Consider the following 12,003-nt stretch of genomic DNA (forward strand, 5'->3'; position numbering starts at 1 on the left):
TATGGAACAGTTAAGGGGTACAGGCGTGGCATTGATCACACCGTTTAAGGCAGATGGCAGCGTAGACGTGAATGCCCTTATTGATATTGTTACATACTGTAAGGAAGGTGGGGTAGAGTATTTGGTGGCCTTGGGTACCACTGCCGAGACCGTTACCTTAACCCCGGCTGAAAAAGAATTGGTCATCAATACCATTGTACATGCCAATAACGGTGCCTTGCCATTGGTTTTAGGGGTTGGAGGCAACAATACCTTGGCTGTTGTTGAAGAACTACAAACGAGGGATTTAAACGCTTTTGATGCTATTTTATCCGTAAGCCCATACTACAATAGGCCCACCCAGGAAGGTATTTATCAGCACTTTAAGGCCATTGCAACCGCATCACCAAAACCTATTATCCTTTACAATGTGCCAGGGAGAACAGGGAGCAATATGCTGCCAAGCACCACATTGAGACTTGCCAATGATTTTGGTAATATTGTGGCCGTAAAGGAAGCTTGTGGCGATATGGTACAGGTTATGGATCTGATCAAAAATAGGCCAGAAGGCTTTTTAGTGCTTTCAGGCGATGATATTACGGCGTTGTTAACTGTAGTCGCTGGCGGCGATGGTGTAATATCTGTATTAGGACAGGGATTACCGGTGTCATTTTCAGAGATGATCCGTCACGGATTGAACGGTAGGATACAAGAGGCATTTGAATTGCAGTATGAGCTTCAAGAAGGAATGAAATTAATTTTTGAGGAAGGGAACCCAGCAGGAATAAAGGCTATTTTTGATGTGTTACGACTAGCAAAACCAAATGTTAGGCTCCCGTTGGTAGCGGCCAGTATGGAACTAAAAACAAAGCTTACGGCATTTATCGCTTCGCTATCCAAAATACCTGCGTAGTGTTTTTACGTTAAATCTTCGCTAAAAAAGAGGTTTCCAAAGGGATTGACCCTATTTTTGATGGTTTAAAAATGTTTTTTAAATCCATTGATAATCACTAATTTTGCAAAATGTTTTTTAAAATGAAGCGGTTTTTTATATTGGCAGTTGTAGTTTCTGCGTTATATTCTTGTAATGAGTACCAAAAAGTGCTTAAAAATGAGGATGTTAAGGCAAAGTACGATTTGGCGGAAAGGTATTATGAAGAAGGCGATTTTAAACGTGCCAATAGGTTGTTTGAGCAGATTGCACCAAAGTATGTTGGTAAGCCACAAGGGGAAAGGGTAATGTTCTTCTTGGCAAACTCTTACTTTCAGCGTAAGGATTATAACATGGCCGGTTATCAATTTGAACGATTCGTAAAGTCGTACCCAAAGAGTGATAAGATTACCGAAGCTACCTTCCTAAGTGCAAAGAGTTATTATAAACTTTCACCAACATATTCTTTGGACCAAACGGATACCGACAAGGCCTTGATAAAGTTGCAGAACTTCATTAATGCGAATACTGAGTCTGAATTTTATGCGGAGGCCAATGCCATGGCAAAGGAACTTACTACAAAAAAGGAGCGTAAGGCCTTTGAGATAATGAAACAATACAACAAACTGGGACAGTTTAATTATGACATGTTGAAGTCTGCCATAGCTGCGAGTGACAACTTTGTATCGGACTTTCCAGGGTCTGAATATAGGGAGGATGCCCTTTTTTTGAAGTTAGATGCTTTGACGCATATGGCCATGAACAGTTTTGAGAGTGTACAAAAAGAACGTTTGCTTAGTGCCAAAGCGGCGTATATCGCATTAAAAAAGCAGTACCCCAATACCAAGTTTGAAAAAGAATCTACAGACTTATTGGAGCGCATAGAAAAAGAATTACAGAAATTCAACACAGAAGAAATAAAAGAATCAAAATAAAATAGTTTCCATTATGAACATGAACGATTTAAAAAACTCTAAGGCTGCCGTATCTACAGTAACCATCAACAGAAACGAATTTGATGCCAAGACAGAGAATATCTATGAGGCTATCTCCATTGCTTCTAAGAGAGCGGTTCAGATCAATTCTGAAATTAAAAAGGAATTGTTGGAGAAATTAGAGGAGTTTGCCACCTATAGCGATAGCTTGGAGGAAGTTTTTGAGAACAAGGAGCAAATAGAGGTTTCCAAGTTCTACGAAAAATTACCTAAACCACACGCTTTGGCAGTAGAGGAGTGGTTAAAGGACAAAATCTATTTTAGAAATACAGAGAAAGACGCATAAGTAGTATGCTAGGTGATAAAAATATCCTTTTAGGCATTACCGGGGGGATTGCAGCATATAAGACCACTTTTCTTGTACGATTATTTATAAAGGCTGGCGCTAACGTTAAGATTGTTCTTACCGATAGCGCCAGCTCTTTTGTTTCACCACTTACCTTGGCCACCTTGTCCAAAAACCCTGTGGTATCGGATTTTGTAAAGACCGATGCACTCACCACAGATTGGAACAACCATGTAGAAATGGGACTCTGGGCAGATTTAATGCTAATTGCCCCAGCAACGGCTAATACCATGTCAAAAATGGTAATGGGTAATTGTGACAATTTGTTGTTGGCCTGTTACCTATCGGCTAAATGCCCGGTTTTTATAGCCCCTGCAATGGATTTGGATATGTACAAACACCCAAGTACACTTAGCAGCTTGGAAAAATTAAAATCCTTTGGCAATCATATAATACCCGTAGGTTCTGGTGAACTGGCCAGTGGATTGCATGGTGAGGGGCGCATGGCAGAACCTGAGGAAATTGTAGCCTATATCAACGATTTTTTGTTAAGTGGATTACCATTACGGGGTAAAAAAGTGATGATTACCGCCGGGCCTACCTATGAAGCTATAGATCCCGTACGTTTTATCGGGAACCATTCTTCTGGACTAATGGGTTTTGAATTGGCACGAGCGGCTGCCAGTTTAGGAGCTGATGTAGTGCTGATTTCCGGTCCAACGAAGTATACCATAGAAAATGCATCTATAAAGTTGATACCAGTGGTTTCGGCCGATGAAATGTATGATAGCGCACATGAACATTATAAGGATGCGGAAATCGTCATTTGTGCGGCCGCTGTGGCGGATTACAGGCCAAAGGTTAAGGCAGAGCAGAAAATTAAAAAATCTGACAGTGAATTATCTATCGATTTGGTAAAGAACAAGGATATTCTATATTCGCTAGGTGAGATTAAGAAAAACCAATATCTCGTTGGCTTTGCATTGGAAACCGAGAATGAAGTGGAAAATGCCAAAGGCAAGCTAAAACGCAAGAATCTAGATGCCATTGTTTTAAACTCCTTGAATGATAATGGTGCTGGTTTTGCTGGGAACACCAATAAAATTAGTTTCATAGATACCAATTTTGCAATACAGACGTTTGAATTAAAGACAAAGGCAGCTGTTGCCAAGGATATCCTTAATGAAATCATCACAAGGCGTTATGCGTAAGCTATTATTCTTATTTACCATTACTTTATTTGCGTTTCCACTAACTGCCCAAGAACTTAATTGTACGGTTACGGTAAACTCTGATCAGGTGTCTCAAACCAATCAGCAAATATTTAAGACTTTAGAGCAGTCCTTAAATGATTTTGTGAATAAAAGTAAATGGACCAATCGTGTGTATAAGGAGAATGAAAGGGTAAATGCCCAAATGTTCATTACCATAACGGAATATGAGTCCGATCGCTTTAAGGGAAACATACAGATACAGTCTTCACGTCCAGTTTTTAACACGTCCTATGAAACCCCAGTTTTTAATTATAAGGACAATCAGTTTAATTTTCAGTACCAAGAATTTCAGCCTTTGGTATTTAATGAAAATGTATATGAATCTAACCTAGTTGCCGTGGTAGCCTATTACGCTTATATTATTTTAGGTCTGGATGCAGATACGTTTTCTTTAGATGGCGGAACGGAGTTTTTTAGAAAGGCCCAGAACATAGTAACCCAAGCACAAGGCAGTAATTCCTCTGGATGGAGCCAAACTACAGACCGTAGTAGGTTTGAGTTGGTAGACAACCTACTTTCCAATACGTATAGGGAATACCGGGTGGCCATGTACAATTACCATAGAAAGGGTTTGGATATATTGGGCGATAACAATAGTACTGGAAAACAAGTAATCGCCGGTACCATGAAGCTCTTTGAGACCATGATCAATAGAAGGCCAAATGCTTTTTTGATACAGACCTTCTTTGATGCCAAGTCTGAAGAGATCCAGAATATATTTTCCGATGGTCCTAAAGTGGATATTGTAAAGCTTAAGGAGACGCTTAATAAAATAGCACCATTGTATTCCAGCACTTGGAATGATATTACCTATTGATACTTTTGTTAAATCAGAATATAGATTACCTTTGGTTTATCTAAATTTCTGACGTTTGTTATCAAATCTCTCCATTGAAAATTATGCCTTAATCGATAGCTTGGATGTGAGCTTGGACAGCGGTTTTACGGTTATCACCGGGGAAACTGGCGCTGGTAAATCCATACTTTTGGGCGGATTATCATTAATTCTAGGTAAACGTGCCGATTTATCAACACTACGTGATAAGGAAAAGAAATGCATTATTGAAGCAGATTTTATTATCAAGGATTATAGTTTGAGACCTTTTTTTGAGGAAAACGATTTGGATTATGAGGACCAGACTGTTATAAGAAGGGAAATTCTGCCCAGTGGAAAATCGCGTGCCTTTATCAATGACACACCAGTTACCTTGGATGTGCTATCCCAATTAGGGGATAGATTGATAGATGTACATTCACAGCATCAAACTATGCGATTGACAGAGAATGATTTTCAGATGAAATTGATTGATGCACTGGCCAACAATAAAGAACAATTAAAAACCTATTCGCAGCTTTTAAAAGCACATTCTAAAACCCAAAAAGGGCTTCAAGACCTGTTAAGCTTTCAGGCAGAGGCAACCAAGGAGCAGGATTACAATAATTTTTTACTTACAGAATTGGAGGCTGCCCCTTTAAAAGAAGGTGTTTTAGAGGAACTGGAAGAACAATACCAACAATTGAACAATGTTGAGCTGATCATGGAGGAATTATCCAAAGGAGATCAGTTAATGAACGATGACCAGATAGGTTTGATATCCTTGGTGACAGAGTTAAGGTCCGTCTTATCAAAACTGAACGGATTTGGAAGTCAGTATGCAGATATATATACAAGAATACAGTCGGTTTTTATAGAACTGGATGATATTAATTCAGAACTACAGACTTTTCAGGATGGGGTAGAAGTCAACCCATCATTATTGGAGGAAGTGAGCGCCAAACTACAGCTACTATACAATTTGCAGAAAAAGCATGGTGTAAGTGAGATTTCTGAGTTAATTGCCATTAAGAATGCCCTTTCTGATAAAGCTTTCGAGACGGCTCATGTAGATGAGAAAATAGCCATAAAGACTAGGGAACTACAAGAACTGGAATCGGCTTTGGAAGAACAGGCGTTAATTATACGTGAGAAGCGTAATACCGCAATTCCTGATTTAAAAAAGCAGTTAGAGCAGCAATTATCCCTTTTAGGGATGCCAAACGCTTCATTTAAAATTGTGGTTAATGCTCTAGATACCTATAAATATAATGGTATGGACGATTTGTCGTTTTTGTTCACGGCAAATACAGGCAGCGATTACGGTCTTTTAAAGAAAGTAGCGTCTGGTGGCGAATTATCCCGAATTATGTTGGTGATAAAATCAGTAATGGCCAAATATGAAAAGTTGCCAACTATAATGTTCGATGAGATCGATACTGGTGTATCTGGTGAAATTTCCAATCGAATGGCAGATATCATGAAGGAAATGAGCCAACAAATGCAAGTGTTTTCCATTACTCACTTACCACAGGTTGCTTCAAAGGGCAACCATCACTTTAAAGTCTTTAAGTTTGATGAGGGTGAAGGCACTAAGACCAATATGAGAAAACTTAATAATGACGAAAGGGTAGTGGAATTAGCTCAAATGTTAGGTGGTAAAGATGTTTCGGATTCTGCATTGGCACATGCAAGGCAATTGCTGAACTAAGGTTTAGAAGCATAAAATAAATAAGGGATTAACATATTTTAAATATCTTTGAACTTTATTAAAAATCAATAGAACCAACAATCATGGCATATAATTTATTAAAAGGTAAAAGGGGAATCATATTTGGGGCTTTGGATGAAAATTCAATTGCCTGGAAAACAGCACAAAGCGTTCATGACGAAGGCGGTACCTTTGTACTTACCAATGCACCTATTGCCATGAGAATGGGACAGATAAATCAATTGGCAGAAAAGACAGGTTCTGAAATTATACCTGCCGATGCTACCAATGAGGAGGATTTGGCAAATTTGGTTACCAAGTCTATGGAGATTTTGGGTGGTAAATTGGATTTTGTGCTTCACTCTATTGGGATGTCTGTGAATGTTCGTAAAGGAAGGGCTTATACAGATGAAAATTATGATTTTACGGCAAAAGGATGGGATGTGTCCGCATTGTCTTTTCATAAAGTAATGCAAGCTCTGTACAAAAATGATGCGATGAGCGAGTGGGGTAGTATAGTGGCGCTGACCTATATGGCAGCACAACGTACCTTTCCCGATTATAACGATATGGCAGATAACAAGGCATATTTAGAGTCTGTTGCCCGTAGTTTTGGTTATTTCTTTGGTAAGGAAAAAAAGGTTAGGGTAAATACTATTTCCCAGTCTCCAACAGCTACTACAGCGGGTCAGGGAATCAAAGGTTTTAATGGCTTTATCAATTATGCCGAAAAAATGTCACCTTTAGGTAATGCTACGGCACAGGATTGTGCGGATTATACACTAACGTTGTTCTCTGATCTTACTAGAAAAGTTACGATGCAAAACCTATTTCACGATGGAGGTTTCTCCAATACTGGGGTAAGCCAAGAGGTTATAGATAAATTTTAGTCGATTTCCACAACAAAAAAGGTCAGTTTTTGATTGGGACTTATTGGTTAAATACCCTGGATAGGCCCGAGAAGCAGTTAAAAGAAATTTTTAAAAACATTTCGACCCAAGCCTATGTGTAAATTAGGGGGGCGTCGGCACATTTTAAATCTCGATTATCGAGTAAAAAAGGTTAAAATGGATCTATCATTTTCTTTTATTATTCCCGTATATAACAGACCCAACGAGATAAAGGAACTACTGGATAGTCTTTTAGGGCAAACGTATAATAAACCTTATGAGATTGTTATTGTAGAAGATGGTTCTTCACTTTCTTCAGAAGGAGTGATTGCTGAGTATAAGGAATCCTTAAACATATCCTATTATCAAAAGTCGAATTCTGGCCCTGGTGATTCTAGAAATTACGGAATGGGAAAGGCAAAAGGGAACTATTTTATCATTTTTGACTCAGACTGCATTATTCCATCCCAGTATTTATCTGAGGTAGAAAAAAGCCTCTCACAAGAATTTGTACATTGTTTTGGAGGTCCAGATGCCGCACATTCTTCTTTTACTAAGGTTCAAAAAGCGATTAACTATGCCATGACCTCTTTTTTGACCACAGGTGGTATTAGGGGGAAGAAGGGAGCTGTAAACAAGTTTCAGCCAAGAAGCTTTAATATGGGGATTTCTAAAGAGGCCTTTGAAGTGGTGGGGGGCTTTGGAAATATCCATCCCGGTGAGGATCCAGACTTAACCATTCGTATATGGAACAAAGGTTTTGAGACCAAACTTATACCAGAGGCATTTGTTTATCACAAACGAAGAATAGATTGGAAGACCTTTTTTATTCAGGTTAATAAATTTGGCATGGTACGTCCAATTCTAAACAAATGGCATCCTAAAACAGCTAAGCTTACCTATTGGTTTCCGACGTTTTTTATAGTTGGCTTTCTACTTGCATTAGGGTTGTTGTTTTGGAAAGTATGGTTTCCAGTAGCGTTTTATGGTGTTTATTTTGTGGTATTGTTCTTTGATGCACTTATAAAAAACAAAAGTCTCATGGTAGCTATTTTAGCTTTGTTGGCAGTGGTAGTTCAATTCTCTGGTTACGGCTACGGTTTCTTGAAGTCCAGTATTTATACTAATTTTAGTGGGAAGTCACCAGAAAAGCTATTTCCAAAATTGTTTTTCACAATCAAGTAAAAGATTTTGATAGTTGATCGGATAAAGGCGGGATTGAAAAAAAGGAAGGCCAAGGTGTTCTTACTATTTTTAGCACTTTCTACTTTGGCCTGGCTACTAAATAATCTATCCCAAACCTATGTTAGTAATACGACTTTTGTTATTGACTATACAAATCCACCCGAAAATTATATACTCTCCAAAGAACCTAAAAAAAGTCTGGAAGTACGATTGAAGGCGGTAGGTTTTCAGTTTTTAAGTTTTGGCATCAGAAAAAAAAGAATTTTAATAGATCTTTCTAAGGCGAAAAGAAAAGACTCCTTGTTTTATGTTCCATCTGAAATTTTTAAAAGGCAAATAGCAACTCAGATTTCTAGAAACATGGAGCTTTTAGCATTGGATAGGGATACGATATTTATGGATTTCACAGAGGTCTTATCTAAACAAGTTCCGGTTTTAACGCGTATAAACCTTAGTTTGGCCAAGAATTATATGTTAGATGGGGAAATGGAAATTTCCCCAAATGTTGTTACGATAAAAGGACCAAAAAATCAAATAGATACGGTAAAAAGTATAAATACGGTTCAATTGGACCTACTGATGGTGGATAAGGACTTTGCGCAGAAAGTAGCGCTTGTTAGACCAAAAGAATTGGATAAAACGCTATTAGTGCCCAATAACGTCACTATTTCAGGTAAGGTTCATCGCTTTGCGGAAAAAGCGCTGTCCGTTCCCGTTACCATGATCAATGTGCCAGATAGCATAAAGGTTCGTATGTTTCCAGATAGGGTAAATGTTGTTTGCCAAGGAAAATTAGAAGATTTAAAAGCGTTAAAACCTTCTGATTTTTTACTCACTGCAGATTATCTAAGCCCTGATACTTCTGGAGATAATAAACGAACAATAGCCTTGGCCAAGGTGCCCAGTACAATTAGAAATGCATCTTTAGAGGTAGATGAAATAGAATTTATATTACGAAGGGAATGATGATAGTGGGGTTAACCGGAGGTATTGGCAGTGGTAAGTCTACTGTTGGCAATATGTTTAAGAAATTAGGTGTACCAGTCTACAATTCAGACAAACAGGCAAAAAAACTAATGGATTCCTCTAAAAAAATCCATAATAAAATAATTGATTTACTTGGCGAGCAGTCATATGTTGACGGTAAACTCAACAGGGCATATATTGCGGATAAGGTTTTTGGGAACAAGGAATTGTTAACATCCTTAAATGCGATCGTTCACCCAGCGGTTAGAAAACACTTTTTAAAATGGGCCACAAAACAGAATCACCCCTATGTGATTCAAGAGACGGCCTTACTGTTTGAAAACGGGTCAAGGGACAATTATGACAAGGTGATTCTTGTAACCGCCCCAATAAAAATAAGAATACAAAGGGTTGTTGAAAGAGATAATTCTTCGAAAAATGGGGTTTTGGCAAGAATGAAAAATCAATTGGATGATGACCTTAAAATTGAAAAATCCGATTTTGTAATCGAGAATATAGATTGGGAGAAAACTTCGGAAAAAGTTGCGGAAATAAATAGTGCCCTGCTTGAATATTGCTAGTATTCCACTGGAATTTAACATTTGTGTTAAGGTTTGGTTAAACGTACTATTCGCTTCCTGTTAAATCTTTAATTTTAACATTATAATGAATAAGAGGTTATTTGTGCTCTTGGTAATCCTAATGAGCCTTTCGCTAGTAGGGTTGATATTTGTTCAAAGTTTTTGGATTAAGAAATCGGTTGAGGATAAGGAGGAACAATTTTCGAATATTGTTTCTGAGGCCTTGAACAGTGTTACCCAAAAAATATCTGAACGGGAGACCAAAAATTACTTTGATAGATATTTACAGGCCAAGGATAGTGTTGGTGAATTAAAGGAAACACAACTCACCAATTTCTTTTTCATTGATAGAGATGTAAATTCTAATGAGATACTGTTATATGAGCATGGTATTCTAGAAGAAGATTACGGTATTTCGTCTACGTTCTTTGATAGTGGTGACGGTAACGACACCACATTTGTAAAAAATTACACCAGCAAACGTACAACATCCATTTTTAAGGAAGATTTTGATTTGGATGGCAAGGGTTTTAGGTTAACGCCCATACAACGTGTAGAAAAAATTGGAGGGCTTTCTAAAATGGAGAAAGCTGCTATGGAAGAAATGTTCAGCACATTTGCCAAAAGGGTACCCATACACAAACGTGTTTCTACGCAAGAAATTGAACTTTTAGTGCAGCGGGAGTTAGAGAACAGGGGTGTTGCGATTGATTTTGAGTATGGTGTTTACAGCAACGGACTACCTACAAAAGTGAAGTCCAAAAAATTTAAGAACGCGGGGTCAAATATCTTTAAATCACCCATGTTTACTGATTTTGAAGGGAACTCTAATTTTGATTTAATGGTTTCGTTCCCGAAACAAAAACGTTTTTTGGTCCAATCAATTTTACCTTTGGCTATGTTATCATTACTGTTTACGTTGATAATAGTCATAGCCTATTCGGGTGCAATTTATCAATTGATACGTCAAAAACAGATATCTGAGATTAAATCGGACTTCATTAATAATATGACGCATGAATTTAAAACACCGATTGCTACAATTAATTTAGCGGTTGAGGCTATTCGTAATCCAAAAATTATTGGCGATCAAGAAAAAGTATATCGATATCTTCAAATGATAAGGGATGAGAACAAAAGGATGCATGCGCAAGTTGAAAATGTACTTAGAATATCTAAGCTTGAGAAAAATCAACTAGATATAAGCAAGGACAGGGTAGATGCCCATGAAATAATTGAAGACGCCATTACCCATGTTGAACTGCTTGTTGCAGATAGGGGAGGCTATATAGAAACGCATTTGGATGCGACACGTTCAGAGGTTCTGGCCAATGAAATGCATTTTACGAACGTAATTGTAAACATATTGGACAACGCCATAAAATATTCTGAAAATGCACCTAAAATAGATGTCTATACTGAAGTGGTCAATAATTATATTATTATAAAAGTAAAAGATCAAGGTGCAGGAATGAGTAAAGCAGTCTTGAAAAGGGTTTTTGAGAAATTTTATAGGGAACACACAGGAGATATACACAACGTAAAAGGACATGGATTAGGTCTGGCATACGTAAAAAAAATAGTAGAAGATCATCAAGGGGAGGTTTATGCAGAAAGTGAAAAAGGAAAAGGAAGCACTTTTTATATTAAACTGCCTTTAATTTAAAAATTATGGAAACAGTAAATAAGAAAATACTTTTAGTAGAGGATGATCCAAATTTTGGAATTGTTCTTAAGGATTATCTGTCAATGAATGATTTTGACGTTACATTGGCTAAAAATGGTATGGAGGGATTTGAAAAATTCAAGAAGGATAATTACGATATCTGTATCTTGGATGTAATGATGCCATATAAGGATGGATTTACATTGGCAAAGGAAATACGTGAAAAAAATGAAAACGTACCTATTGTATTCCTAACCGCCAAAACAATGAAAGAGGATGTGCTTAAAGGATATAAAGCCGGTGCCGATGATTATTTAAACAAACCTTTTGATTCTGAGGTCTTATTGATGAAGCTTAAAGCAATACTTCAAAGAAAGGCTTCTAATAGTTTAGTAGACAGTAAAAAGTTTGAGTTTGAAATTGGTGGTTTTCATTTAAATTCCAAACTTAGGATATTGCGTTATAAAGATGAAGAACCCATTAAATTATCTCCAAAGGAAAATGAACTTCTTCGTTTATTGGCCTTACATGAGAATGATTTAATGCCTAGGGAATTAGCGCTTACTAAAATCTGGAGGGATGATAACTATTTTACATCAAGAAGTATGGACGTTTACATTGCCAAGCTTCGTAAATATTTAAAACGTGATGATACCGTTGAAATCTTAAATATTCATGGCGAAGGTTTCCGTTTGGTTATAAAGACCGAAGAAGAATAGTATTTA

12 protein-coding genes are annotated in these 12,003 nt (G+C 37.5%); all 12 read left to right on the plus strand.

Annotation, left to right across the window (positions count from 1 at the left end; translation table 11 throughout):
- The first annotated feature begins 1 nt into the window (after window position 1).
- The 12 genes from dapA to ACOCEA_RS08575 all read left to right on the plus strand — a co-directional run bounded on the left by dapA (window position 2) and on the right by ACOCEA_RS08575 (window position 11,997).
- Window positions 2–892 carry a 4-hydroxy-tetrahydrodipicolinate synthase gene (gene dapA / locus ACOCEA_RS08520; protein WP_420755805.1) on the plus strand — a complete coding sequence of 297 codons (891 nt, stop codon included), beginning with the start codon at window positions 2–4 and terminating at the stop codon, window positions 890–892.
- 122 nt (window positions 893–1,014) lie between these two features.
- Window positions 1,015–1,845, plus strand: coding sequence for an outer membrane protein assembly factor BamD (locus ACOCEA_RS08525; protein ID WP_420755806.1), 831 nt, complete (start codon window positions 1,015–1,017; stop codon window positions 1,843–1,845).
- A gap of 13 nt (window positions 1,846–1,858) precedes the next feature.
- Window positions 1,859–2,191, plus strand: a complete 333-nt coding sequence (locus ACOCEA_RS08530; protein WP_420755807.1) for a DNA-directed RNA polymerase subunit omega — start codon at window positions 1,859–1,861, stop codon at window positions 2,189–2,191.
- A gap of 5 nt (window positions 2,192–2,196) precedes the next feature.
- Window positions 2,197–3,402: a bifunctional phosphopantothenoylcysteine decarboxylase/phosphopantothenate--cysteine ligase CoaBC gene (coaBC, locus tag ACOCEA_RS08535; RefSeq protein WP_420755808.1), complete on the plus strand. Its 1,206-nt coding sequence runs from the start codon at window positions 2,197–2,199 to the stop codon at window positions 3,400–3,402.
- A complete protein-coding gene (gene porD, locus ACOCEA_RS08540; RefSeq protein WP_420756221.1) occupies window positions 3,395–4,282 on the plus strand; it encodes a type IX secretion system protein PorD in 888 nt (295 codons plus the stop codon). Before coaBC ends, porD begins: the two co-directional genes overlap by 8 nt.
- Before the next feature lie 55 nt (window positions 4,283–4,337).
- On the plus strand, window positions 4,338–5,990 hold the full coding sequence (recN, locus tag ACOCEA_RS08545) for a DNA repair protein RecN (RefSeq protein WP_420755809.1): 1,653 nt from the start codon (window positions 4,338–4,340) through the stop codon (window positions 5,988–5,990).
- A gap of 83 nt (window positions 5,991–6,073) precedes the next feature.
- The gene (locus tag ACOCEA_RS08550; protein ID WP_420755810.1) at window positions 6,074–6,880 is read left to right on the plus strand and encodes an enoyl-ACP reductase FabI; all 807 of its coding nucleotides are present in this window, start codon (window positions 6,074–6,076) and stop codon (window positions 6,878–6,880) included.
- A 177-nt stretch (window positions 6,881–7,057) separates the two neighbouring features.
- Entirely contained in the window at window positions 7,058–8,065 is a 1,008-nt protein-coding gene (locus ACOCEA_RS08555; RefSeq protein WP_420755811.1) for a glycosyltransferase family 2 protein, read from the plus strand.
- A 33-nt stretch (window positions 8,066–8,098) separates the two neighbouring features.
- Window positions 8,099–9,031, plus strand: a complete 933-nt coding sequence (locus ACOCEA_RS08560) for a CdaR family protein (protein WP_420755812.1) — start codon at window positions 8,099–8,101, stop codon at window positions 9,029–9,031.
- Entirely contained in the window at window positions 9,028–9,612 is a 585-nt protein-coding gene (gene coaE, locus ACOCEA_RS08565; protein WP_420755813.1) for a dephospho-CoA kinase, read from the plus strand. The genes ACOCEA_RS08560 and coaE overlap by 4 nt, the downstream gene beginning before the upstream one ends.
- An 85-nt stretch (window positions 9,613–9,697) precedes the next feature.
- Window positions 9,698–11,278: a sensor histidine kinase gene (locus tag ACOCEA_RS08570; RefSeq protein WP_420755814.1), complete on the plus strand. Its 1,581-nt coding sequence runs from the start codon at window positions 9,698–9,700 to the stop codon at window positions 11,276–11,278.
- Between the two features lie 5 nt (window positions 11,279–11,283).
- Window positions 11,284–11,997 (plus strand): response regulator transcription factor, encoded by a 714-nt coding sequence (locus ACOCEA_RS08575; protein ID WP_420755815.1) that lies wholly within the window; start codon window positions 11,284–11,286, stop codon window positions 11,995–11,997.
- The last annotated feature ends 6 nt before the right edge of the window (window positions 11,998–12,003 follow it).

Source organism: Maribacter luteocoastalis, assembly GCF_048890225.1.
Lineage (GTDB): Bacteria > Bacteroidota > Bacteroidia > Flavobacteriales > Flavobacteriaceae > Maribacter > Maribacter luteocoastalis.

What these genes read in the sequence shown, in the direction of transcription:
- ACOCEA_RS08530 (WP_420755807.1), top strand. Translation starts at nt 1,859, where the DNA reads ATGAACATGAACGATTTAAAAAACTCTAAGGCTGCCGTATCTACAGTA.
- ACOCEA_RS08575 (WP_420755815.1), top strand. Translation starts at nt 11,284, where the DNA reads ATGGAAACAGTAAATAAGAAAATACTTTTAGTAGAGGATGATCCAAAT.
- porD (WP_420756221.1), top strand. Translation starts at nt 3,395, where the DNA reads ATGCGTAAGCTATTATTCTTATTTACCATTACTTTATTTGCGTTTCCA.
- dapA (WP_420755805.1), top strand. Translation starts at nt 2, where the DNA reads ATGGAACAGTTAAGGGGTACAGGCGTGGCATTGATCACACCGTTTAAG.
- coaBC (WP_420755808.1), top strand. Translation starts at nt 2,197, where the DNA reads ATGCTAGGTGATAAAAATATCCTTTTAGGCATTACCGGGGGGATTGCA.
- ACOCEA_RS08570 (WP_420755814.1), top strand. Translation starts at nt 9,698, where the DNA reads ATGAATAAGAGGTTATTTGTGCTCTTGGTAATCCTAATGAGCCTTTCG.
- ACOCEA_RS08525 (WP_420755806.1), top strand. Translation starts at nt 1,015, where the DNA reads ATGAAGCGGTTTTTTATATTGGCAGTTGTAGTTTCTGCGTTATATTCT.
- coaE (WP_420755813.1), top strand. Translation starts at nt 9,028, where the DNA reads ATGATGATAGTGGGGTTAACCGGAGGTATTGGCAGTGGTAAGTCTACT.
- ACOCEA_RS08555 (WP_420755811.1), top strand. Translation starts at nt 7,058, where the DNA reads ATGGATCTATCATTTTCTTTTATTATTCCCGTATATAACAGACCCAAC.
- ACOCEA_RS08550 (WP_420755810.1), top strand. Translation starts at nt 6,074, where the DNA reads ATGGCATATAATTTATTAAAAGGTAAAAGGGGAATCATATTTGGGGCT.